This window comes from Prauserella isguenensis (assembly GCF_014191605.1).
Lineage (GTDB): Bacteria > Actinomycetota > Actinomycetes > Mycobacteriales > Pseudonocardiaceae > Prauserella > Prauserella isguenensis.
This window is the reverse complement of sequence record NZ_JACHWU010000007.1, coordinates 39,199-62,218: the sequence shown is the minus strand read 5'-3', so window position 1 is coordinate 62,218 and position 23,020 is coordinate 39,199. Positions and strand designations below refer to the sequence as shown.

Genomic DNA, 23,020 nt, shown 5'->3' with positions numbered 1-23,020 from the left:
CCCTTCAACATTGGAGGAAACAACGATCTGTACTACAGAGCGGACCAGTCGTGGTGGTCAGGATTGCGGTGCGGCGATGAAGTTGGTGAAGCCGCCATGCCGCGCGGGGAGGCCTTCGTCAAGGGCGTCGTTGATCTGTTCCAACGGGAAGACGTGATGCTCGAACACGGACAGGTCCAGGGCTCCGGTACCCGCGAGCTCGGCCATCTCCTGAGCTTCTCCGGTCGAGAACCACAGGCTCCCGAGCACGCTCTGTTGGGCGCACATCATGGCGAACAGATCGAGCTGGGGGCGTTCCATCATGCCCCCGATGTCGACCGCGACTCCGCCTCGACTCAAGGCGGACACCGCATCTAGGAACGACTCGGCTGGAGCGCCCGGCCCGAGAGCGTCGATGACGATGTCGACGCCGTCGCCGTCGTTGTGTTCGCGCGCCCAGTCCCGGACGTCTGCGGTGCCCGCGGGTAGGACAGCGATCCTATCCGGTGCTATCGCCTTGACATCGTCGAGCAGAGCCGCGTTCCGACCCGTGCCGAGGATCCTCGTCGCCCCGAGCGCGAGCGCGTTGAGACAGGCTCCGAGACCGAGAGTGCCGCTGATGCCGTCGATCAGCACGGTACGGCCCGGCCCTGCTCCAGCCTTACGAAGCGCGGAGTAGGACGTGCCAAGGTATCCGAAGCGCGCACCCGCTTCGAAACTGACGGTGTCGGGCAGCTTCACCAGGTTCTGTTGTGGTGCGGTGAGGTACTCGGCAAGGCCGCCGTAGGGGTAGGCGTCGAAGAGTCGCTGTCCGCCCGGCCCGAAGGCGAAGTACCCCATGAAGGTGTAGTCGTCGCAGTTCTGGTCCTCGCCGCGCCGGCACGCCCGGCAGCCGCCGCAGGAGAGTCCGGGGTTGACGTAGACACGGTCGCCCACGGAGACACCAGTGACCTGTTCCCCTACTTCGGTGACCACTCCGGCCGCGTCGAGTCCGAAGACGGCGGGCAGCTTGGGCAGCGGCAGGTAGGGAAACCACTCGGCGTACGTTGCCAGCACGTTTTTCAGGTTGGGCACGATATTGCAGGCTTTGACCGCGACGACCACATCGGTCGACCTCGGTTCGGGAACCGGAACCTGTTCGAGTTCCATGGGTTCGCCGATGGCGTGGAGGCGGGCGGCGAGCATGGTCTGCATGGATTCTCCTGTCACGACGGTGTGGCCGAAAAGAAGAGCTGTATCGGGATTCCGGTCAGTTCCGGTTGGCGAGGTCCAGCGCGACGTCGACGATCATGTCTTCCTGACCTCCGACGAGGCCGCGGCGACCGACTTCGACGAGGATGTCGCGGGCATCCAGTCCATACTCCGTAGCGGCGCGTTCGGCGTGCCGCAGGAAGCTGGAGTAGACGCCGGCGTAGCCGAGCGTCAGTGTTTCGCGGTCGACCCGTACCGGCCGGTCCTGCCAGGGGCGGACGAGGTCGTCGGCGGCATCTTGGAGCGCGAACAGGTCGCAGCCGTGTTGCCAGCCGTGCAGGTCCACAGTGGCGATGAATGCCTCGATCGGGCAGTTGCCGGCTCCGGCTCCCTGTCCGGCGAGAGACGCGTCGATTCTCGTGACGCCTTCCTCGACGGCGACGACGCTGTTGGCCACCGACAGGGAGAGATTTTCGTGGGCGTGGATCCCGATCTGGGTTTCGCGTTCGAGGACATCGCGGTAGGCACGGATGCGGTCGCGCACGCCGGTCATCGTGAGTCTGCCGCCGGAGTCGGTGACATACACGCAATGCGCCCCGGCATCTTGCATCTGCTTGGCCTGTGCGGCGAGAGCGGCAGGAGGCGCCATGTGCGACATCATGAGAAAGCCGGACACGTCCATCCCGAGCTCGCGAGCTGTGGCGATGTGCTGGGTTGCGATGTCGGCTTCGGTGGCGTGGGTCGCTACCCGTACGGACCGCACTCCCAGGTCGCGGGCTTTGCGGAGGTCGTCCACGGTGCCGATGCCGGGCAACAGCAGGGTGGTCAGCTTCGCGTTGCGTACGACATCGGCGGCGGCGCTGATCCACTCGCCGTCGGTGTTACTGCCCGGGCCGTACGTCAAACTCGACCCGGCGAGCCCGTCACCGTGTGAGACCTCGATCGCGTCGACACCGGCGCGATCGAGCGCCGCTGCGATGGCGCTCACCCGCTCCGGGGCGAGGCGGTGACGAATGGCGTGCATGCCATCGCGCAAGGTGACGTCCTGAATGTAGAGCGGGCTCATCGAGCGACCTCCGCGGTGATGTCACGCTCGGCGAGCTGTTCTCCGGTGCGCAGCGCCGCCGACGTCATGATGTCGAGATTGCCGGCGTAGGCCGGTAGGTAGTGGGCTGCACCCTCGATCTCGAGGAACACGGACACTTTCCACGTCGGCCGGCCACGTCCCGGGCGGATCAGAGTGTCAAGAGGTTCGTCCTCGTCGACCGCATGGATCTGCACGTCCTGCTTGAGCCGGTATCCGGGGACGTAGCGGGCGACGTCCCCGACCATGGTGCGTACGCTCGCGCGAAGGGCGTCGGGATCCGCATCGTCGACGAGAGCGAGCACTGTGTCCCGCATGATCATCGGCGGCTCGGCGGGGTTGAGCACGATGATCGCCTTACCGCGTTCCGCACCGCCGACCACTTCGATGGCCTTGGCTGTCGTCTCGGTGAATTCGTCAATGTTCGCGCGGGTGCCGGGCCCTGCCGACCTCGATGCGATCGACGCCACGATCTCGGCGTACCGGACCGGCGCGACTCTGGCGAGGGCCGCGACGACGGGAATCGTGGCCTGCCCGCCGCACGTCACCATGTTGACGTTGCCCGAATCGCGGTGCTGCTCGAGATTGACCGCCGGCACGACGAACGGTCCCAATGCGGCCGGGGTGAGATCGACGACGGTTTTGCCGTGGGGCCGGAGCTTCGCCTCGTTCGCCTGATGTGCCGTCGCCGAGGTCGCGTCGAACACGATCGCGACCTCGGCGAACTCGGGCAACGCGAGCAGGCCGTCAATACCGTCCGCTGTCGTTGCGATGCCCAGGCGCGCGGCGCGGGCGAGGCCGTCGGAATCTCGGTCGATGCCGACCATGGCACCCATCTCCAGCGTGTCCGACAGCCGGATGATCTTCATCATCAGATCGGATCCGATGTTTCCCGATCCGATGATGGCGACCTTGGTTTTCGTCATGGCAGTGCTCCTCAGCAGGCGTGGTTAGCTCACGCCGGCAGTGCCGTCGTCAAGCCGAATCCGGCGATGAGCTCGCGGATCGGGCGGTAGTAGCTGTACTGGACCGCGTACGGTCCTGCCGCGCCGAGGGCGGCGTAGGCTGCGATCCAGGTGCGGACCTCGTGGGACGAGTTGCCGGCGGTGCGGGTCATCTCCTCCGGGGTCCAGGCATCGAGCGGCGAGAGATCGCCGGAGGCAAGGATGCGCAGCAACTCCTTGTCCCACTCCGGCGCGAGATCCTGGATCGTGGCGGTGCCGGCGGCGAACTCCCGCGCGGCATCGATCACGCGTTGTTGTCTTGCGGCGCGAGCATCGGGAGAAAGCGGTCCGCCGTCGCCGAGTAGCATGCTTCGCTGGTCGGGTGTCGCGGTGGCCAGCCGTGGCACCGGCGGGTCGTGCGAGAGTCCCCCGGAGGCGATCAGCAGGACTTTCTCGTCTCGCGTGGCCAGGAACCGGCCGATGGCTTCGCCCAGCAGTCGCACCCGGCTGAGCGGCGTGAACGGGGGCGCGACCGAGTTCAGAAACACCGGGACGAGCGGTTTCGCGGTTATGTCGCCGTAGAGGATCTCCATCGGCTGTACCGCGCCGTGGTCGACCTGCATGTCCAACGACACGGCCAGGTCGATGCCCTTATCCAACACGTACTCGGCCAGTTCACGCGCGAGTTCCTCGGGCACGTCGAGCCGTCCGGCTTGGCTGCCGTAGTCGCCGATGCTCTCGGCCGAGTAGCCGATGCAGAACGGCGGCATCAGCCGGTAGAAGAAGCCGTTGTAGTGATCCGGCCCGAAGTTCACCACAATGTCCGGATCGAACTCGCGCACGAACGTCCGTGCCTGCTCGAACGCGTTCTCCAGCTCGGCTGACACGTCCGGAGCGAGCTCGACGTGATGGAGCAACGGGCTGTGGCTGGTGGCCACGAGCGCCAGGCTCATGCCGTACCCCCGTTCCCGCAGCCCAGCAGGAAGTCCAGATGGAGTCGATTGAAGGTCGGGGTGTCCTCGTACTGGGGCCAGTGCCCGCAGTTCTCCATCACGGCCAGCTGTCCGTTCGGGATCAGGGACGCGATCCTCTTCCCTTCCTCGACCGGGCCGGAGGGATCCTTGGTGGTCCAGATGACCAGTGCTTCGGCCCCGATGGCCCGTAGGTCGTCATCGGAGAGCATGTTCCGTTTACGGATCTCGAGGTCCTGCAGCGCCATGTTCATCTCGCAGGCCTTGGGCCAGTCCGGCTGCTGGAAGATCGCCTGTCGGGTGCGGATGAGGTCGTCGGTGACCATCGACGGGTCGGCCATCAACCATTCCAAACGGGCCTTGACCCGCTCCCACGAAGGGTCCTTCGCAGCTTCCATCGAAAGCGTGTAGAGCCGTTCCATGACCTTCGGATCGGCGCGAGTTCCACCCGGCGTGTTCAGGACGATCTTCTCGACCCGTTCCGGATGCTCGATCGCGTAGCGCGCGGTGACCCATCCGCCCAGGGATTCGCCGCTGAAGTAGGCCGTGTCGACCCCCAGCGCGTCCAGGACGTGGTTGACCTGACCGATGTAGTGCGGAATCTCCAGCGGGTGGTCCGGTTTGGACGAGTAGCCGTGCCCGATGAAGTCGATCGCCCAGACGGAGAAGTGCTGCGCGTGCGCCGCGAGGTTACGCACGTAGGCTTCGGCATGCCCGGTGATTCCGTGCAACAGCAGCAGAACCGGCTTGGATGTGTCGCCGGCGTGCAGGTAGCGCGTGCGGTACGGCCCTGCCTGCAGAAACCCTTGGCTGAACTCGACTTGTTTCAGGTCGTCCCAGACACTGGTGTACGGACGGGTTGTCATCGAGGTACTCCCTTGTTCAGCACTGCGGAGAGCGCGTTTTCCAGTTCGTGCAACGCGAGCGCGTCGTCCCAGACGGACGCCGACCGCCGCCACGCGACGTAGCCGTCGGGGCGCACGAGAATCGCGCCCGCTTCGTCGACCTCCCGGACGGCCCGCCAGTACCCGTACGGGTCGAGCACTCCGTCCTCACCGACGACGATCGTGCGCAGGAAGGGGAGGTCGAGTTTCGTCGCGGCGTTCTTCCACGCCTGGCCACCGAGGCCGGTCAGTAGCGTCGTCCGGCCACCGCCCACGAGGTCCAAGGTCGAGACCCGCTGACCGTCACGGCCGACCAGCCATGCGTGCGGCAGCTTGGCTCCAGGCCGCGTGGTGGCCTGCAGGTACAGCTCCGGATCACGCTCCCACCGCTCAGGGCCGGCGGCCGAGTCAGGGATCACCGCATCAGATGTGTATCGCTGGTTCAGCTCGACGCCGTGCGCGTTGAACTCCGTGTTCTTCAGTTCCAGGGCCTCATACAACCGCTCGCGGAGCGCGACGCCTTCGGAGCTCGCTTCCTTCAGTTTCACCAGGCCGTCCCGAACCGGGTCGTCGCTGTCACCGGCGAACCACTCGCGCAGTCCCGCGTAGTCCTTGCGTGACTGGTTCGCCCTGGCCACCACCTGTTTGCCCACCGGCATGCGCTCCGGGGTGTACGAATCCAGCAGACCCGGGCCGGCGTGCCCCTGCACCACGTAGGCGACCTTCCATGCCAGGTTGTGCGCGTCCTGGATCGAGGTGTTCGAGCCGAGCCCACTGGACGGCGGATGCCGGTGCACCGCGTCGCCCCCGCAGAACACACGCCCCGACTGGTAGCTCGTCGCGTACTGCTGATTGACATACCAACACGACCGGGACACGATCTCCGCGTCCAGGTCGGGGTCACCGACGAGCGTTCTGATCTGTTCGAGCACGACGTCCTCGGACAGATCCGGCTCGCCGTCGGCCATGTCGAAGCCCCACCCGGCGATCCATTGATGCCAGGGCTTGATCGCCCGCAACAAGCCCATGCCGATCTCGCCGAAGCCGGCCTTCGAATTGAAGATCCAGTGCAGAATGCTCGGACGGTGTTCCGCGTACCGGCTCAAGTCCGCATTGAAGAGGACGTATGCCGTTCCGGCGCGCGCCAGCTCACCCTCGAAGGGCAACCCGATCTGCTCGGCCACGCGCGACCGTGCCCCGTCGAACGCCAGGAGATAGCGCGCCCGTTGCTCGAACACGTACCCACTGCGCACATCCCGGAATCGCACGGTGACACCGGACTCGTCCTGCTGGTGGTCCAGATACTCGGTGTGGAAACTGATGACCGCGCCGCGTTCAGCGGCATTCTTGACGAGTACGGGCTCCATCAAGGGCTGCGGAACATCCAGCATCGTGCAGGGGCTGCCTTGCAGATAGTCGCCGTACCGCCGATCACCGGTGCCCCAGGTCTGCAAGCGAACGATCTCCTCGCCCGCGAGACTGGTGGTGAACAGCGTATCGCCCATTTGCTCCCACGGTGTGGCGTACTTGCGTGCTTCCTGTTCGACACCGAGATCGCGCAGCACCTCGACCGCGCGCTGATTGGTGATATGCGCCCGCGGGGAGTTCGCCACCCAGGGAAACATCGACACCGCATGCACGCGCACGCCGTAAGTCGCCAGCGCCAGAGCGGCCGTACCACCGGCAGGACCAAGGCCGACCACGACGACGTCGGTGTCAAAACCCTGATCGTCCCGGCAGAACGGCACGAACTGGGGCTCAGGGAGATTTGGGGCATCCATGACACATTTCTCCAAGAATCGAGCGCGGCGTGAGCGTCCGCTCGCCGCTGGCTGTACTGAAATGCTAGTATTTCAGTACAGCTGACACAAGACCCGTCTCCGCATTTCTCGGACTAGCGCCCGGCCGCGAACTCCGCCACCACGCGACCGATGCCGGTAATCGTGGCCGTGTAGGTCTCGCCCGGCACGACCGGGACCATCGGGCCGAGCGCTCCGGACAGCACGACGTCGCCGGCCCGGAGCGGCTCACCGAGCTCCTGCTTGGTCCGTGCCAGCCAGCACAGTGCCGCCACCGGGTCGCCCAGGCACGCGGAGCCGGTGCCACTGCTGAGGCGTTGACCACGTGCGTCGGTCATCGTCATCTCGATCGTCCGCAGGTCCTGATCTCGCAACGGAATGCGCTCCGTGCCGAGGACGAACAGTCCGCTGGAGGCGTTGTCGGCGACGGTGTCGACGATGGTGATGTCCCAGTCGGCCACGCGGCTGTCGACGATCTCGAGCGCGGCCACCATGTCGCCCGCGGCCTCGCGAACGGCCCTGTCATCGAGCGGACCGTCCAGGTCACCGGAGAGCACGAACGCCACCTCGGCCTCGATGCGCGGCTGCAGGAGCCGACGATTGTCGATGACCTGCCCCTCCGGGCACACCATGTCGTCGAACAGCACGCCGAAGTCGGGTTGGTCGACACCGAGCTGCTGCTGCACGGACGGAGCAGTCAGGCCGATCTTGTGCCCGATCGGGTGCGCTCCGCCTGCAATCCGCGACGCGGTCAGAACCTGCTGTACTGCGTAGCCGGTGGCGGGGTCGGGACTTGGCAGCAGGTCGCGTACCGGGGCGCACGGGATTCGGTGGCGCCGCGCCTGGCCGAGCCTGGCCGCGGCGTTCTCGATACTCGTCGAGTCAATGTGGGTCATGATTGTTCTCCATGCCCGTGAGCCCGCCGCGCCTGGCGCCGTGCCCGTGGACGACTGTTCGGTATCACGCGGGCGCGGCAGCGGACTGCGCAGTCATCGCACCGAGGACTTCGTCGGCGGTGACCACCTCAGCGAGCAGTCCCAGCGACTCCAGGGATGCGGCGTGCGCGGTCTCGGATCCGGCCGAGCAGGCGTCGGATACGACGAGGGTGCGGTAGCCCAGGTCGGAGGCCGCGCGAGCAGTGCCCTCCACCGACACGTTCGTGGCGACCCCCAACAGCACGACGGTGTCGATACCGGCTCCGCGCAATACAACGTCGAGTTCGCTGGCGTGGAAGCCGGTCACGCGTTGATGGGTCACGACGACGTCGCCATCGTGCGGCGCGGTTTCGGGTGCGAGGTCGGCGCCGACCCCGCCGTCAACGAGACATCCGACCTGCGCGACCATGCCGAGCAGGGGTGAGTTCGCGACGAGATCCGGGTAACCAGGCCGGAACGCCACCCGGGTGTACACGACCTTCGTGCCCGCTCGGCGTGCGCCGTCCAACACGCGACGCGCTGTGTCGAGCACATTCGTGCGCTCGACCTCGGCGCGGAAGAACTGCGCGAATGCACCGTCGGCGCCGACGATGTCGTTCTGCAGGTGCACGGCCACAACCGCGGTGCGGCCGGGATCGATCGAAACCATGTGAAGACAGTCCTTTCCTGTCATACGTCGGCGAGGATGGAGGAACCGATGTCGGCGATGTCGCGTGAAGCGGTGAAGGGGTTCGACAGGAAGACACTGACCATGTCGCACCCTGAGTCGAGCATCAGCTGAGTCTTTTCCCGTAGCTGGTCCGGCGTGCCGTACAGACACCAGTAGTCGACCAGCTCCTTGGTGATCAGCGGGCGGTGCGCGGGATCCAGCCCGCGTAGGTACTTCGCCCAGACATCCAGGTGATGCGGAGCGTCCTCCGCGGCGGGGTCGCCGAGGTAGGCCATGGCCGCCTCCGTCGAGGCATTGACGATGTCCTCACCGAGCTCGTCGACGTGCTCGCGCATGAACCCCGCGTTCGTGATGCAGGAGCTGATGGGTCCCGAACCGAATCCCTCATCGATTCCGTGCTCCCAGTCCTGCCCGGGACGCAGCTGATAGAACCACGACAGTGCCACGAGCTTGACCGAACCCGGCGGACGTCCCGCATCGGCGACGGCCTTGTCCAATTCCCGGCGCACCACGCCGATCATGTCCGGATTCGGACCGAGGCAATAGGTCATGTAATCGGCATGCCGCGCGGCGAGCGCGAGCCCCTTCGGGCCGCCTGCCGACATCCACACCTCGACCGGATCGGCCAGGTTGTACCAGATCCCGTTGGAATCAAGGAACTCGATCTCACGGTCTTGCCCCAACCACTGATGCGACACCCGCTCCCCGGCGAGCAGACCACGAATCGTCTCCAACGCCGAATCCATTTCCGACATCTTCGCGGGACGACTACCCATGGACCGAAGAGCGTTGTTCGCCGTGCCCATCCCCAAGAACGTGCGCGCCGGCGCCAGTGCGTTCAACGTCGCGATGGAGTTCGCGGTCACCGGTGGAATGCGGGTCAACGGATTGGTGACCCACGTCCCCAGCTTGATCGACGACGTCTGCTGCGCCGCCAACGCCAGATACTGATACGGATCACTGAAGAGCAGAGGCCCCTCACCGACACCGAAGTGACTCGCGCCGGCGTCCTCCGCCTGTTTCGCCAGGTCGACGTTGTCGATCTTGGCGCAGGTGCCAATGCAGAACTCCATCAGCTGCTCCTTTGCGGCTCCGAGTTCTTCGTGCGATCGCAGCACCCCGGGCGACCGGCACGCTCCACCGAAGAATACTGGAATGCTAGCGTGTTAGCATCACAGTACGAGCCGGGGTTCGCGGACACAAGAGGTGACTGACATGCCAGTTCCGTCGACGGAGGTACGGAGCGGCTACGCTGGCGCCGTGGATCTCCCCGAAGCAGCCGGTTCTGCCCTACGCAAGTCGGGCAGTCGCCTCAACAACGCCGTCTACGACCAGCTCAAGGACAGGCTCATGGAGGGCACCTACGCCGCCGGTGAGCGACTGTCGGCCGAAGCGCTGCGCGTCGAATTCGGCATCAGCAAGCAGCCCGTGATGGAAGCTCTACGCCGCCTTGCAGGCGACGGCATGGTCGAGATCGTCCCGCAGGTCGGCTCCCGCGTGATGACCTACCACCTGCGCGAGGTAGCCGACTTCTACGTCATGTTCGGGGGATTCGAAGGAACCATCGCCGGAATGGCCGCACAACGGCGAACCAACGCACAACTCGAGGAGCTCGACTCGATCTCCAACCGGGTGGATGCACTGCGAGCGGAAGCCGACCCCGACAAGCGCTCCCGTGGCTACCGCGTGTTGAACCGAGAGTTCCACCACGCAATTCACGCCATGGCACACTCACAGATCGCGGCCGAAACGAGCCGCCGCCTATGGGACCTGTCGGACTTTCTCATCAACACCACCGGCATCCCCCAACCCCTGAGCAGCGCGCTCGACGGTCGGCACGCCGACCACGAACAGATTCGAGAAGCCATACACGCCCAGGACCCGGAATGCGCGCGCCGCGAGATGGAACGACACATCGTCACCACTGTCGACGTCATCCACAACGAGGCCCGCGCAGCCGAGAATCTGGACGCCTCCTAACACGTCGCGCTGACGCCGACACCACCAACCAGCCCAGGGCAGACCATTCCGGGACTAAGCCGCCGGGTGGACGGGGCACAGTGAGCCACTCCCCCAGCCCCTTCCGAACACCTCGAACCTGGACGCTGCCATGGACAAACAACCAGGCATCAGCGATAGCCGCACTGAACATGCAGGTCAGAAGGGTGGGCCGGGTCGGACTTGAACCGACGGCCAAAGGACTATGAGGCATCCGGCAACCGTCGCACAGCGCTCTTAACAGCGGAAACGCCTGCATGGGACGCCACGATGGGTGCGAACGAGGCACCATGAGGAACCGTTTCGCACCCACGCTCGCACCCACGGCCGCGCAGCGTTGTTCCACGGTGCGATGAGCGACGTCAGCAAGCAGATGCTCGCCGCTGCCCTGCTGCGCGCGCCCACGGAGATGATGGTCTACGACCGGCCGCAAATCGTGGCCGGAGCGCCGCCGACGCTCGACGAGCGGGGGCGACAACCGTTGCGCGATTTCTTCACAGTCCTGCCCGCAGGCGGCGATCTGTACCTGCCACCCTGAATCCTGCGTAGCAGGGACGACCTCGAGGCGCACGCGATCCTGTGCAACGTCCGGAAATCCATGGCGCCGGCTGCTCGGATGGCGGCGATCGACACCCTGATACCGGCCGGGAAACGCGCCGCACCTTGGCAAGACCCTCGACATCACCATGCCGGCCCAGCGCGGTGGAAAGGAGCGTTCCGCAGCCGACCCGACGCCAGTGGACACCGTTCAGGACACCCTCCCCCTAGTTTGTAGTTTTGTGGAGGACGACCGGATCAGGAGGACGACTGATCGGTATTTTCCCAACGTCGCATGAGGTTTGCGAATGGTGATTCCTCGACGTTTGGTCCTTTTTCGATGAAACACAGGTTGTGGTAGATGTGCACACCTCGGATCCAGTGGTCGGTTGGTTGTTCCGCTCGTGCGTCTACGTGAAGAAATTCCTGGTGGTGCAGGCCGTCCAGGAGTGTCTTAATGAAACCCATCGTATGTTTCGGATCGGTAAGGTCGTAGTCGTCGCCGCTGAACATCGGTTTCCAGTACGAAGTCTGAAGATCCTCGATGACATACAGACCGTTAGGATTCAGTTGGCCGAACAGGAACTCGAACGACGCAAGCACGTCGGCGCTCACGTGGCTACCGTCGTCGATCACGATGTCGAAGGGTCCTGCCTGGTCCGCCAATGCGGTCAGAGCCGCCCGATCGGATTGGTCCCCGCGTACTGTCACGATACGCGCCTCATCGAGCGAACTCTTGTCCGCGATGTCCAGTCCGTACAGAACCGCGCGGGGAAAATAATGCTTCCACATGCGCAGGGAAGCGGCACCAAGCCCGGTTTCGTCGAACCCGCCGACACCGATCTCGAGCACATTCAGCCTTCGTTCGCGCAGGGGGCCAAAGTGGCGATTGTAATGCTCTGGGTACCGGTGTAGTGCGCTCCACTTGTCGGTACCGCACTCTGCCGCGAGTTCCGCGAGATCCGCGTGCTCGCTGCGCGATAAGGACCGGATTATTCGCTGCACGATAGGGTAGAAGGCCGTGGGGACTGCTTCGCTTGGCCTTCCCGCCGCGGCCATCACCGCCATCTCGGGCCAGCGTACGGCCTGGCTCACAGTAGCGGCCAGCTCACGTGGCCCATACACGGTGCGGACCGCCTCGTATAGGTCCTGAGATACAACGGTGACCGGCAGATGCGCCGGTTGGTCGGCACCGACACGAACGCCTCCGCCCTCGACCGTGATCATGGTAGGGAAAGACTGGTCTGTGCACTGGAACTCCAGTATTACCCTTACCGGTGTGGACATCCGCGGCCCGAGTTCGTCGAGACGAGCCCGGAAGCAGACTTCCCCTGTGAGCAGGGTTGCGACTCGAGCCGAGCCGAGGTCGTCGACCGTGGCACGCAGGGTCGTCTCGGAACCTTCAGCGGCGGCGAGCAGCCTCATCACGTCTTGGGTGTCCGTCACTGTTCACCTCGGGTCGACATCGGTGCGAGGGACGGTGGTGCATCCGCACCGAGTACGCCGAACTTTCGCACTCGCAGCGGCTTCAGCGCGGCAGCCGACGCGATCACCTCGGCGATCATCTTGTGGCCTAACCCGAACTGACTCTCCCCCGAATTGCATCCATCCTGTTCGTCGAAGTCCGCTGCGAACGATAGACCGGACTGGGTCCATACGTCCGCCAGCTTCAGCTGGCCGCACACACTGCGCAGATGCTCGACGGCGCGAACTCCCCCTTGACCGGCATAGCCGACCAAACCCACGGCCTTGTCGGCCCATTCGTACTCGGGTGTGACGACGACAAGCCCGTCGCACTGGCCGACCGTGGCAGACCACCGTGCAACCTGCGGGTTCACGGGTGACCTGCCTCACCTGCGCGCAACCGCTATCCCCGTCCTTGCGGTCGGGTCGTCCCGACGACCAGGCCCAGTACCGGTTGCTCGGTCACGACGCGCCAGCTTTCGCCGACACGCCCGATTCGACACGTGGCGTCGCGCTGCCTTTGCGCCACCACACTGCGTCGTCGTCGATCGAGTGGATCGGGTCGGTGATGTCACGTTGGTCGCGGAACTCTCGGACAGCGTCACTACACATCGGGAGCGAGTAGTCGTCTACCACGATGATTCCCCCCAGGGAAACCTTGTCGTAGAGGTTGGTCAGGATCGACGTGGTCGACGAGCGGAGGTCGGCGTCCATCCGCAGCAGGGCGATTCGGTCGATCGGTGCTGCGGGGAGTGTGTCTTCGAACCAGCCGGAGAGGAAGGCCACCCGATCATCCAGCAGACCGTAACTGCGGAAGTTCTCTTCAACGGTCTCCTGGGACACGGCAAGTACATCGTTGAACTCATGTAGGGCGAGTTCGCTGTCTCCCGCCGCACCGGACTCCGGCATCCCGTGGAATGAGTCCGCGACCCAGACACGCCGCGCTGGGTCGCCGTATACCTCCAGCAACGCACGCATGAAGATGCATACCCCACCGCGCCACACGCCGGCCTCCACTAGGTCGCCGGGAATCCCATTGCCCAGGATATGCTCGACAGCCGACCGGACCTGCCTCAGGCACCGTGATCCGGCCATAGTATGCGCTACGGAAGGCCAGTCCTTTCCTGTCTCGCGCAGCCGCTGGTCGTATTCCCGGCCCACGAGATAGTGCGGGCCAGCAGGCGGATCACGGTAGATCTCATTCGTCAATACGCGCTCAAGCAGATCGAGATATCGGGCGTTGCCGTTCATCGAACCTCCGTCCCTGGCCGGTCACCCCATTCTCTTGTCGGATTCTGGGGTATCGATCAATGCCAGCTTGAACGGCGGGACCCGACCGCGACATGCCCCGCTGACGGTGCACTCACCCCATGACCGAATCCACGGAACCAGGACACGCACTGGCGATCGTTGCCCACCCCGATGACATCGAGTTCTCGGCGGGCGGCACCGTAGCGGGCTGGGTGGCGCGGGGGTGGAAGATGCACCTCTGCGTGGTCACCGACGGGGAGCACGGGACCTACTCGTTGCCCGCCGACCGCAGGGCCGAGCAGCTGGCATCCGCGGATACGCTGGGAATTACCCGGGTGCACTTCCTCGGCATGGACGACTCTCAGGTGGAGCCTACGCTGGAGTTGCGGGCAACGGTCTCCGAGCTAATCCGCTCGGTCCGGCCACGCCGCGTCCTCACGCATAGCCCCAAGTACGCATGGGTCTTCCCTCCAGCGAGCCACCCCGACCACCGAGCCGTCGGCGCGGTCGCGGTCGACGCCGTGTACCCGGGCGCACGCATCCCGGGTAGCTCCGGCGGTGCCCTGAGCGAGCCGTGGTCGGTGAGCGAGCTATGGCTGTTCGGCGATCCGGAGGCCAACCATTTCGAGGATGTCACCAACTATATGCCGGGGAAGCTGGCGGCGCTACGCTGTCATTACTCCCAGCGGACCGGTGGCAGCGAGACCGAGACTGGGTTGCGCGAACGGATGGCCGCCGCCGCCCAGTCGGCAGGGATGCCGACTGGGCGGCTCGCGGAACGGTTTCAAATCCTCGCCTATCCGTGAACCGCCTGGGCACATCGGCTACCAGCCACCGCCGTCGTTCTTGAGCTCTGGGATGTCGCGCGGACGGCTCAGCAACGCGGTCATCAGGAGCAGGGCAGCGATGCCAAGCACCCAAGCCGGAGCTGCGGCGCCCTGCGGGGCGAGTAGCACAATCCAGCCGAAACCGGCCGCACCCAGCGCACCGCCAAGCTGACGGGTGAAGGTGATGGTGCCCATCACTTGGCCGATCTGCCCTGGCTCCGCTGTTGCCTGGCCGGCAAGCGTCAGAACCTGCAGTGAGAGACCGAGCGCTGCACCGGCCAGGGTCAGGCCCATCACCGCGACTGGGATCGCCACAACTTGCGGCAGCAGCGGCAACACCGTCAGCAGGACCAAGCCAGCGACACCGATCACGAGCGACACTGTTGTCCACATTGTGAGATTTCGGTTGCGGCGGACTAGCAGCGAGAAGAACAGCACGATCACGAGCTGGCCACCTGTGAGCGCTAGCAGCATCGCACCGCTTGTCTCCGTGCTCACTCCCGCGCCGGACCTTAGTGCGAGTGGGACGAAGGTGAAGGTACCGAACAGCGTGATCCCGATCAGGAGCGTCGTCACCAGAGTTTGCCGCAACGTTATGTTCCGGAGCAGTGACGCTGTGATCAGCGGTTCGGATGCACGGCGTTCCCGCCAAATGAGGAACACCAATGCGCTTATCGTCACCACCACTAGCGGGACCGCATACGCCGCGTTCCGCGCGAGCGTCTCGCTCGAACCGACTCCGACTAGTGCGCTTCCTCCGATCACAATCGCCAGTGCGCCGGGGTAGTCGAACCGTTTCAGGGAGCCATGGGACGGCTCCTTCGGCAGGCCCCACACCCCTACCAGCAGAGCCAGCACACAGATCGGCAGGTTGATGTAGAAGATGGAGCGCCAGCCCCACGCCGAGGCCAGGAACGCACCCGCAGGAGGGCCGGCGAGCGAGGAAATACCAAAGACTGCCGTCACCCAGATCTGTCGCCGTACGAGTTCTTCCTTGTCGAAGATGACCGCCACGGCGCTCACCGCGGTGACGATGAGTCCGCCCGCGCCGATGCCCTGCAGCGCCCGGCCGGCGATCAGCACCCCGGTCGTCGGTGCGACCGCGCACAGCAGCGAGGCCACACCGAACACCAGCACCGAGGCGACGAACGTGAACCGTCGCCCCAACACGTCGCCGAGCTTGCCCCACACCGGGGTAAAGACCGTGACCGTCAGCAGCGTGCTCGCGGTGACGCCGGCGATTGCGTCCCCGAGCTGGAGGTCGTCGCTGATCACCGGTAGGGCTGCCACCACTATGTTCGTGTCGAGTTGGGCCATGAGCAGGCCCATCAGCAGCGCCGCGAAGCTGAGGTTCACGGCGAGCGCGGGGGCTCGCTTATTCGTCTCGGTAGCGGTAGTGTCCACGAGTGCACTATATGTGTGTACGACCCATCTATCAAAGGGTCTGAGCAGTGATATTGAGAGGGGTCGGACAGGTGGAGTTCCGCTGTATCAAGGTGCGGCTACACCCGGGCAGACGCGCACGCGCGGTCGAGTGGATGCGGAGTTTCGGCGAGCGCTACAGCGAGGCGGTGGAGGCAATGAACAACAACGGGCTGCGGCACGAGGTCGTGTTCCTCGGTTCCGACGCTGACGGCGACTACCTGCTGATGATGCAGGCAAGTGACGACTTCGCAGCGACGACACGCGCGTTCCTGAATTCGACACTGCCGATAGACCGTGAGGCCTTGGCCGTCCTCGACGACATCGGCGAGCGCGGGCAGGAACTACCAGTCCTCGTGCAGCTCCACGCAAACGAGTGAGCTGACGGCAGTCACCCCTGGTCGATGAGGCGGTGGCAAAAGTCAACCAGCAGCACTTCGAACACCTTCTTCGACTCCTCCGACCAGCCCTCGGTCGCCTGTTCGTAGACCTTGGTCTGGTACTCAACAGAACTGCGCAGCAGCTGCCGCCCTCTCGCGGTCAGCCGCAGGGCCGTGGAGCGCCGATCCGATTTAGATGGTACCGACTCGACATAACGCGCCTCCACGGCATCGGCGACGAGCCTGCTCGCAGTCGACGGCGCAACGTGCATGTAATCGGCAACCGAGCGCACCGTGACTTCGCCGGGCTCTGGGCGCTCCTGGCACCCCCGAACGGCCTGGACGACGAGGATACCTGAGAACTGTCGTTGATCCTGCTGAACCGGTGCTCTGCCCAGCAGCCGAATCGCACGAAACAACGTCGGCCCAGGGAGAGAGTCCAGCGACTTCGCAGCGCGTTTCATGGGGCAAATCCTAGCCGGTGTCTTGATACGAGGTCACGAAACACCCACCAGTCCTCGACCTTTGGGTGACAAGCGGGGTTCAAGGTTGTCTCCAGCGACGCGGAGAATACTTGAGGACATCGAGAATAGGAGGTGCCATGACAAACATTAGCGAGAGTTCGCTAGTCACAGCTATGAATGCGATTTCCGGTGAGGAGTTCACAACTAGAGGACCCGACGATCCGCTCGACCGAAATTTCGACGAGATCGGATTTGACTCCCTGGCCCGTCAGGAACTCATGGGACGAATTGAGCGAGCTCACGGAATCCGGTTCAGCTCCGACCTCGTGCTGAGCGCCACATCCACCCCGCGCGAATTGCTAATCGCCGCAATCGAGCAGGAAGACGTGCGGGCGTGACCGCGGCAATACCGGGCTGGCGCATCGTACTCGAGCTGGACATCGTGCCGGAGCTGACCGCGGAGTTTGAGAAGATCTGGACCGAAGTGGGCACTAGCGTCTCCGCTGATCCGGCGAACCTTGGCCAGTGGTTGCTACGCGATGCTGTTCAGTCGAACATCTACTATGTCATAAGCGATTGGACGGACGAAGCGGAGTTTCGGCGGTTCGAAGGGTCGGAACGGCACCTGCGCCACCGTGAGCTCTTACACCCGTACCGCAGAGGCGGCTCGATGAAAAGCATGGCCGTGGTATCGCACCTTCCGGGCGAGCGAGGGTGACTCAGTCAACCGGACCCGACATGGCCACGTTGATCAACTTCTGGTGAGATCGAGGCGTTGTCCCGCGGTTTGGTGTGCTGGAGCCGCGGCGTTTGCGCACTGATATGGAGTGCTTCCCTGTCGGTGGGGCATGGTGAGGCGCCCTGCCCGGAGCTCGCTCCTGGGCAGGGCGCCTCGTTCTTCGTCGGTTCATTTCCCTGGTGGAGTGTCGGTATGCGAAGCGCGGTCTGGATTAACGTGCGCCGGCTGGTTACCGCAGGACGGTGTTTCGGCTGGAGCGATGTTCCGCGTTCAATGACGAACGTCGTGGGCCCCTCTGCACTTGTTAAATGGAGAGGGCTCCTTGCTCCTAGTGCGCTCGCGGGTTGCTCCTCGCACTGAAGCCTCGGCCCGCAACCGCCAAGAGCCGAACAAGCGGCATCCCTCCGAATCTCCGCGCCCATCGCCGGTGCGCGCCGGAGGGTGTTAACGTGGCGCACGCACAGCGCAGCGAGCATGAACGGCGTCGGCACCCGCCAGCACCGGCGCACCGTCACCGGACGGAGAGATGTCGCCCTCCTGCCCCAACGAGAGCAGCAGACCCACCCCAACTCGCCGTGGACCACTCCATAGCGTCTATCGTGAGTCAATCGGGAAGCGAAGCGCCATGTAGCGCACCTTCCGGGCGATCGGGGTGACTCAGTAAAACGGGAGGGTCAGCACCGTGGTGACGCGCCAGCCCTCAGGTGCAGAAGCGCAACAACATGTGGCGAAAGAGCTCCTCGGAATGCCGGAGCTCATCGATCCGGATGCGCTCGTCGGCCCCATGCATCGCTGTCAGTGTCTCATCATCGACGAAGTACGGGTAGAGCCCGTAGACCGGGATTCCCTTCTCCCGCCATGGTTTCGCGCTCGTCCCGCCCTCGAATACGACCGGGGCGGTCGCGACCCCGGGGTGAACTTCCGCGACGGCGTGTTCCCAAGCTTCGAACACCTCATGCTCGGCCGGTGCGTGTGGGGCCGTCCAATCCCGCTGCCACCGTTGCAGGGTTTCTCGTTCGTTCTCCCAGGGTGGGCCGACGACCGAGATCTGACCGTCGGCACCCACGCACTCGCGTACCAGGTCGATCACTTCCTGTGGCGAGCTACCACCGGGTGTGAACCGCAACTGTAGGAGCACCGACGCAGTCGACGGGACGGCGTTGGCGCGTTTGCCACCTTCGGCCACCACGAAAGCCAGCGTGCTGCGCAGTAGCGCGTTATGCAGGGCTGGGTTGCCCGATGTCGCGAGGACGTGATCACCAGCCGCATCGAGTGCTGGCTGGGTATGCGCGGCCAGCAGCTGCTCAACGGCCCCCGCGAGTGCGGGATCGTCCGTCGCCTCCCGTAGGCGCTCGAAGTACGTCCGGTTCAGCGACACGAGCCGCACCGGTAGGTCCAGCCGTTCCAACCTCGCGATAAGATGGGCGAGCGAGCCGATCGCCGAGCGCGGCACCGGCCGCGATGAGTGCGTTGCTGCCGCCGTCGTGGTCACCCGGAGCGCACCAAAGGTCCGTTCGGCGCAGCTCATCGACGCGATCATCGGGGTCCTGCCGTCCGTGCCACACAGCGCCCAGCCACCCTCTGTGACTACGGCGCCAATATTCACTAGTTCGGGGTGCTGTTTCAGCAGCCACGAGGTCCCGTGCCACCCGCCCTCCTCGTCACAGTCGTAAAGCACGACGATGTCGCGGTCGGGCACGGCTCCTTCGTCGACAAGGCGCAGGCATGCCGTCGTCACGGCTGCGAGCATGCCTTTCATGTCCAGCACACCGCGTCCCCTGAGGAAGCCGTCGTGACGACCCGCAGCGAAGGGTTCGGTCGTCCAGCCGGGCTGCACATCCACAACGTCGGTGTGACACAGGAACATCAGCCCGGGTGTCGAGGTTCGTCCGGGGATCCGCACCCGAAGGTGCGTGTTGCCCTCCTTCGGTGTGGGAAACCGCTGTGTCTCCACCCCCCGGGAGGCCCACAGGGCTTCCAGACGCTCGACGACCGGAAGGGTCAAGCCACCCTCACCCTGGTGGGAGGTGTCCATTTGCACTAGCTCGGCGGTCAGCTCTACGACATCGACAGGCTCGCCCACCATAGTCACTGCCCTGTCTCACACAGCACATACCGCACCCGGACCGGCAGCACCAGCCTGCCCTGTGCATCGCGCCGTTGCTCGATCACCGCGGCGGTGCGTGCTCGCACAGCCGCCACTTCGTGTGCTGGCACGTTCACCCACGCCTGCCGCAGTCCCGTCGACATCGTCCAGGCGTTCCACCTGTCACCACTGCCGAGCTCCACTTCGGACTCGTGCTCGGTAACGGTGACCCGGGTGAATCCGCGTTCCCGCAACGCTTCCGAGGTCGACTCTGGCGTCTGATTCCATGTGATGATCCCCCGTTCGCGCGGGTTCGGCAGGTCGGTGGGGAAGAATGGTGCCAGCTCCGCGAACGCGTCGCGTGGTACGAGATCAGGTAGCCCGTCTTCGTCAACCAGTTCGCTGTAGCAGAACCGGCCCCCGGGTACAAGCAGCCGCGGGTAGCGGCCCAGGCAGTCCGGAGCCGATGAGAAGTGCATGACGCTGAAACCAGCCTGCACCACCTCGAATGAACGCTCGGGGAAATCGGGGCGCTCACCGTTCATCGTGGTTGCGCGCGCATTCGTCATCCCGTGTTCGGCCAGCAGACCGTTCAGGCGCCGCACCATCGCTGGGGACAGGTCGATCCCGGTGACGAACCCGGCCGGCCCCACGCGTTCTGCAGCCGGAATCAAGGATGAGCCCATGCCACAGCCGACGTCGAGCACACGATCGCCTCTGGCCGCGCCGGCCAGCTTCGTCAGCTGCATACCCAGTGGGGTGAAGAAGTCGACGCCCGATCGGTCGAACTCGGCGGCGGCATCGTCGAAAACCCGCGTAATGGTCTGCGTGTGCTGATCTTTGGCAGACATGGCGGTTGATTCCTTTCGCGTTGAGGTTGGCTGCGGGACCTCAGGAAGCGTGGCTTTCAAAGTAGAGCGCCTCACTCTGGGCGGCTTGCAAAGCGGCCGACGGCTCGATCCCGATCTCATCGATCAGGCGACGGCGGATGTCCTGGTAAACCTTAAGCGACTCGCTCCGCCGGCCCGAGCGGCTCAGTGCGCGGATCATCTGCGCATGCAGCCCCTCGTGGAGCGGATGGCGGACGATGAGGGGCGACAGGTCGGAGACCGCCTCGGAGAACCTGCCGATCAACAGCAGGTGGCGAACCCGCTCCTCGTGTATCAACAACAGCAGCTCGTCCAGATGGCGGACGTGTGCCTGGAGCACAGGACCCTTTTGAACCCCGCTGAGTGCCGGTCCGCGAAACATCGAGACGCACGCGTCATACCGCTGGGCCGCCTCAGCGTGCCGCTCGGTCGCAGCCGCCGCAGATGCCCGGGAGATTTCATTCTTAAGTTCGAAGACATCGAACTCGTTCTCGGCGAGCCGCAGTTCGTACCCCAGAGGTTTGGTGATCAGCCGCTTGTGGGCCTCCCTACGGTCCCCGCCGCAGCCGGGCGCATGGGCGAACGCCGTCCGCAACTGGAAGATGTAGGTCTGAACGGTAGCCGGCGCGCTCTGCGGCGGAGCAACATCCCACAGTTCCTCGATCAGCGTTTCCTTGCTGACCACGTGGTTGGCATCCAACGCGAGCAGAGCCATTAGTTGTCTAAGTTTCGTAGCGAATGGCGTTAATGTGCAGTCGCCGTCTTCGACCTGCAAATCCCCCAGAACGCAAATTCTCACGAAGTTCCCCTCAGGCTAGCTTCGGAAATAAGTCCCAACAGTGTTTCCATCGGCCACAGACCGGGGCGAGTCTATGAGATAGCTGCGGCAATGACAACCAACATGTGTGTCGCGCACGCATATACCTGGGTGGGCGCTCCGATTTATCACCCTTATGGCGGCACCACTTCTCGCCCATCGGGCCACGCGCCGTCGCTCTCACGCGATACCAGCAGAACGTCGAACTTCGGCATACGTAATGGATCTTGAAAAGGACGCATCCCTGCTGTTAGGGAACGATGCTCGCTTCCCTGCTCCCAAACTTCGAACTCTGCTCGGCTGGCCCATTCACTGAGCACGGCGAAGCACCCAGGCATACTCAGCGAGACGAGCAATTCACTGCCCAGCAGTCCGGGCGTTCCGCGCAGTAAATCACCGATCCGGTCAAATAGCTGCTCAATTTCTCGGGGCTCGCCATTTTCTGGGTAGCGGCACCACAGCAGCACTTTCACCCGCCCGGTGGTTTCGGGTTCACATTCCGCCGTCGACATTGATCACCTCGCCTGTGACGTAGGAGGCGCGTGGGCTTAGCAGAAACGCGACCACCTCGCCCACCTCGTCCGGACGGCCGATCCTGCCCAGCGCCGCCATGTGCTCGTACCGGGCGCGAGCCTCGGGTGGCAGCGCATCGACGGCTGGCGACTCGATGACGCCGGGAGCGACAAGGTTAACCCGCCAGCCTGCCGCACCGCGCTCCTTGCACACGCTGCGCATGAGGCCCAGCAAGCCGGCCTTCGCCGCCGTGTAGTGCGCTCGTAACGGCACCCCGACGGTCGCGACCTTCGAGCCGACGTAGACGACGGCTCCGTCGGCAGGCAGCAGCGGTATCGCCGCCTGAGTGAGGGCGAACGCAGTGGTCAGGTTGATGTCAAGAACGCGTTGCCACTCCTCCACCGCGAGGTCATCGAGCTTCACGTGGCTGATTGCGCCAGCGCAGGTGACCAGACCGTCAAGGCTGCCCTCGCACCCCGCGAGCAACTGGTCCCGGCCGGTGTCGGTGGTGATATCGGCGCGGACCACACGGTGGCCCACTTGGCCCAGCGCCACCAGATCCTGCAGGGTACTCTCCGCCTCGTCCTCATCCTGGTGGTAGCCGGCCACGACGGTGGCGCCATGCCTGGCCAGCGCTACCGACACGCCACGGCCGATGCCGCGGGTACCACCGGTCACCAGGATCCGCCTGCCTGTCAGGTCGGTCATGCTCACACTCCTTCGCCGTTGGCGGCGGCTCGTTCCTCAAGCCGCTGTTTGATCAGGTCCATCTGCACGCGGGTGTTCGTATTGATCCGCGCGCGCATTGCTTCGTCGTCGAGCGGTGCGTCGTCACGCATGTGAAAGTGCTGCTGCCACAACATTTCGGTGCCGCCGTCGCGTTCGGTATAGCTCCAGAAGATGTCCATGTGCTCGAACGGGCCGGGCTCGATCCGCTTGGCCCGGACTGTGCGGGTCTCGGGGTCGGGGCGCCGTTCGGAGACCCACGTCCAGGTCCGGCCTTGCTCATCGGGGGTGGTGGTCAGGCGAAACACGATTCGCTCTGATGTTTGTTCGAGCACCTCGGCGGCGGCGTACTCCGAGTAGAGCGACGGCCAGTTCGCGACGTCGTTGGTAACCTCCCAGACGAACTCGAGGGGTGCGTTGATGAACACGGCGTTCTCGGTGAATGCGGCCATAAATCCTCATTCCGTTGT

The 23,020-nt window shown here is 64.6% G+C and carries 26 protein-coding genes; 6 read left to right on the top strand and 20 right to left on the bottom strand.

Going from position 1 to position 23,020, the window contains the following annotated elements:
- Nucleotides 1-57: 57 nt before the first annotated feature.
- The 9 genes from FHS23_RS20555 to FHS23_RS20515 all read right to left on the bottom strand — a co-directional run bounded on the left by FHS23_RS20555 (nucleotide 58) and on the right by FHS23_RS20515 (nucleotide 9,530).
- Nucleotides 58-1,173, bottom strand: a complete 1,116-nt coding sequence (locus tag FHS23_RS20555; protein WP_183658659.1) for an alcohol dehydrogenase catalytic domain-containing protein — start codon at nucleotides 1,171-1,173, stop codon at nucleotides 58-60.
- Between the two features lie 55 nt (nucleotides 1,174-1,228).
- Nucleotides 1,229-2,236 (bottom strand): 4-hydroxy-2-oxovalerate aldolase, encoded by a 1,008-nt coding sequence (gene dmpG, locus FHS23_RS20550; protein ID WP_183658657.1) that lies wholly within the window; start codon nucleotides 2,234-2,236, stop codon nucleotides 1,229-1,231.
- The gene (locus FHS23_RS20545) at nucleotides 2,233-3,180 is read right to left on the bottom strand and encodes an acetaldehyde dehydrogenase (acetylating) (RefSeq protein ID WP_183658655.1); all 948 of its coding nucleotides are present in this window, start codon (nucleotides 3,178-3,180) and stop codon (nucleotides 2,233-2,235) included. Before FHS23_RS20545 ends, dmpG begins: the two co-directional genes overlap by 4 nt.
- A gap of 29 nt (nucleotides 3,181-3,209) precedes the next feature.
- Nucleotides 3,210-4,151, bottom strand: a complete 942-nt coding sequence (locus FHS23_RS20540) for a 3-carboxyethylcatechol 2,3-dioxygenase (protein WP_030532045.1) — start codon at nucleotides 4,149-4,151, stop codon at nucleotides 3,210-3,212.
- A complete protein-coding gene (locus tag FHS23_RS20535; RefSeq protein ID WP_183658653.1) occupies nucleotides 4,148-5,035 on the bottom strand; it encodes an alpha/beta fold hydrolase in 888 nt (295 codons plus the stop codon). The genes FHS23_RS20540 and FHS23_RS20535 overlap by 4 nt, the downstream gene beginning before the upstream one ends.
- Nucleotides 5,032-6,834 carry an FAD-dependent monooxygenase gene (locus tag FHS23_RS20530; protein WP_183658651.1) on the bottom strand — a complete coding sequence of 601 codons (1,803 nt, stop codon included), beginning with the start codon at nucleotides 6,832-6,834 and terminating at the stop codon, nucleotides 5,032-5,034. The genes FHS23_RS20535 and FHS23_RS20530 overlap by 4 nt, the downstream gene beginning before the upstream one ends.
- 113 nt (nucleotides 6,835-6,947) lie before the next feature.
- Nucleotides 6,948-7,748, bottom strand: a complete 801-nt coding sequence (locus tag FHS23_RS20525; protein ID WP_183658649.1) for a 2-keto-4-pentenoate hydratase — start codon at nucleotides 7,746-7,748, stop codon at nucleotides 6,948-6,950.
- A 64-nt stretch (nucleotides 7,749-7,812) separates the two neighbouring features.
- On the bottom strand, nucleotides 7,813-8,436 hold the full coding sequence (locus FHS23_RS20520; protein ID WP_183658647.1) for a cysteine hydrolase family protein: 624 nt from the start codon (nucleotides 8,434-8,436) through the stop codon (nucleotides 7,813-7,815).
- Nucleotides 8,437-8,456: 20 nt separating this feature from the next.
- Nucleotides 8,457-9,530, bottom strand: coding sequence for an LLM class flavin-dependent oxidoreductase (locus FHS23_RS20515; RefSeq protein WP_183658645.1), 1,074 nt, complete (start codon nucleotides 9,528-9,530; stop codon nucleotides 8,457-8,459).
- A 187-nt stretch (nucleotides 9,531-9,717) separates the two neighbouring features.
- Here FHS23_RS20515 and FHS23_RS20510 point away from each other — a divergent pair, with 187 nt between their 5' ends.
- Entirely contained in the window at nucleotides 9,718-10,437 is a 720-nt protein-coding gene (locus tag FHS23_RS20510) for a GntR family transcriptional regulator (protein ID WP_221219887.1), read from the top strand.
- A gap of 370 nt (nucleotides 10,438-10,807) precedes the next feature.
- Nucleotides 10,808-10,993, top strand: a complete 186-nt coding sequence (locus FHS23_RS20505) for a hypothetical protein (protein WP_183658641.1) — start codon at nucleotides 10,808-10,810, stop codon at nucleotides 10,991-10,993.
- Between the two features lie 257 nt (nucleotides 10,994-11,250).
- Here FHS23_RS20505 and FHS23_RS20500 read toward each other — a convergent pair whose 3' ends face one another.
- From FHS23_RS20500 to FHS23_RS20490, 3 genes are all read right to left on the bottom strand, one after another.
- The gene (locus FHS23_RS20500; protein ID WP_183658639.1) at nucleotides 11,251-12,438 is read right to left on the bottom strand and encodes a class I SAM-dependent methyltransferase; all 1,188 of its coding nucleotides are present in this window, start codon (nucleotides 12,436-12,438) and stop codon (nucleotides 11,251-11,253) included.
- Nucleotides 12,435-12,830, bottom strand: a complete 396-nt coding sequence (locus FHS23_RS20495) for an NADPH-dependent FMN reductase (protein WP_183658637.1) — start codon at nucleotides 12,828-12,830, stop codon at nucleotides 12,435-12,437. The genes FHS23_RS20500 and FHS23_RS20495 overlap by 4 nt, the downstream gene beginning before the upstream one ends.
- A gap of 88 nt (nucleotides 12,831-12,918) precedes the next feature.
- The gene (locus FHS23_RS20490) at nucleotides 12,919-13,707 is read right to left on the bottom strand and encodes a TylF/MycF/NovP-related O-methyltransferase (protein WP_183658635.1); all 789 of its coding nucleotides are present in this window, start codon (nucleotides 13,705-13,707) and stop codon (nucleotides 12,919-12,921) included.
- Between the two features lie 119 nt (nucleotides 13,708-13,826).
- Here FHS23_RS20490 and FHS23_RS20485 point away from each other — a divergent pair, with 119 nt between their 5' ends.
- The gene (locus FHS23_RS20485) at nucleotides 13,827-14,513 is read left to right on the top strand and encodes a PIG-L deacetylase family protein (protein ID WP_183658633.1); all 687 of its coding nucleotides are present in this window, start codon (nucleotides 13,827-13,829) and stop codon (nucleotides 14,511-14,513) included.
- 18 nt (nucleotides 14,514-14,531) lie between these two features.
- On the opposite strand, the gene FHS23_RS20480 is transcribed toward FHS23_RS20485, so the two are convergent.
- A complete protein-coding gene (locus FHS23_RS20480) occupies nucleotides 14,532-15,938 on the bottom strand; it encodes an MFS transporter (protein WP_221219886.1) in 1,407 nt (468 codons plus the stop codon).
- 71 nt (nucleotides 15,939-16,009) lie between these two features.
- Here FHS23_RS20480 and FHS23_RS20475 point away from each other — a divergent pair, with 71 nt between their 5' ends.
- Nucleotides 16,010-16,336 (top strand): DUF6176 family protein, encoded by a 327-nt coding sequence (locus FHS23_RS20475; protein ID WP_183658631.1) that lies wholly within the window; start codon nucleotides 16,010-16,012, stop codon nucleotides 16,334-16,336.
- 11 nt (nucleotides 16,337-16,347) lie between these two features.
- Here the strand turns inward: FHS23_RS20475 and FHS23_RS20470 are convergent, their stop codons facing one another.
- Nucleotides 16,348-16,800, bottom strand: coding sequence for a MarR family winged helix-turn-helix transcriptional regulator (locus FHS23_RS20470; protein ID WP_183658629.1), 453 nt, complete (start codon nucleotides 16,798-16,800; stop codon nucleotides 16,348-16,350).
- 137 nt (nucleotides 16,801-16,937) lie between these two features.
- Here FHS23_RS20470 and FHS23_RS20465 point away from each other — a divergent pair, with 137 nt between their 5' ends.
- Both FHS23_RS20465 and FHS23_RS20460 read left to right on the top strand, forming a co-directional pair.
- Entirely contained in the window at nucleotides 16,938-17,198 is a 261-nt protein-coding gene (locus tag FHS23_RS20465) for an acyl carrier protein (RefSeq protein ID WP_183658627.1), read from the top strand.
- A complete protein-coding gene (locus FHS23_RS20460) occupies nucleotides 17,195-17,518 on the top strand; it encodes an antibiotic biosynthesis monooxygenase (RefSeq protein ID WP_183658625.1) in 324 nt (107 codons plus the stop codon). The genes FHS23_RS20465 and FHS23_RS20460 overlap by 4 nt, the downstream gene beginning before the upstream one ends.
- A 721-nt stretch (nucleotides 17,519-18,239) precedes the next feature.
- Here FHS23_RS20460 and FHS23_RS20455 read toward each other — a convergent pair.
- From FHS23_RS20455 to FHS23_RS20430, 6 genes are all read right to left on the bottom strand, one after another.
- Nucleotides 18,240-19,544, bottom strand: coding sequence for a M20/M25/M40 family metallo-hydrolase (locus tag FHS23_RS20455; protein WP_183658623.1), 1,305 nt, complete (start codon nucleotides 19,542-19,544; stop codon nucleotides 18,240-18,242).
- A gap of 83 nt (nucleotides 19,545-19,627) precedes the next feature.
- Nucleotides 19,628-20,476 (bottom strand): class I SAM-dependent methyltransferase, encoded by an 849-nt coding sequence (locus FHS23_RS20450; RefSeq protein ID WP_183658621.1) that lies wholly within the window; start codon nucleotides 20,474-20,476, stop codon nucleotides 19,628-19,630.
- A 40-nt stretch (nucleotides 20,477-20,516) separates the two neighbouring features.
- Nucleotides 20,517-21,293, bottom strand: coding sequence for an AfsR/SARP family transcriptional regulator (locus tag FHS23_RS20445; RefSeq protein ID WP_343054138.1), 777 nt, complete (start codon nucleotides 21,291-21,293; stop codon nucleotides 20,517-20,519).
- A 152-nt stretch (nucleotides 21,294-21,445) separates the two neighbouring features.
- A complete protein-coding gene (locus tag FHS23_RS20440) occupies nucleotides 21,446-21,823 on the bottom strand; it encodes an antibiotic biosynthesis monooxygenase family protein (protein ID WP_183658617.1) in 378 nt (125 codons plus the stop codon).
- Nucleotides 21,804-22,532: an SDR family NAD(P)-dependent oxidoreductase gene (locus tag FHS23_RS20435; RefSeq protein ID WP_183658615.1), complete on the bottom strand. Its 729-nt coding sequence runs from the start codon at nucleotides 22,530-22,532 to the stop codon at nucleotides 21,804-21,806. Before FHS23_RS20435 ends, FHS23_RS20440 begins: the two co-directional genes overlap by 20 nt.
- 2 nt (nucleotides 22,533-22,534) lie before the next feature.
- Nucleotides 22,535-23,002 carry an SRPBCC family protein gene (locus FHS23_RS20430; protein WP_183658613.1) on the bottom strand — a complete coding sequence of 156 codons (468 nt, stop codon included), beginning with the start codon at nucleotides 23,000-23,002 and terminating at the stop codon, nucleotides 22,535-22,537.
- Nucleotides 23,003-23,020: the final 18 nt, after the last annotated feature.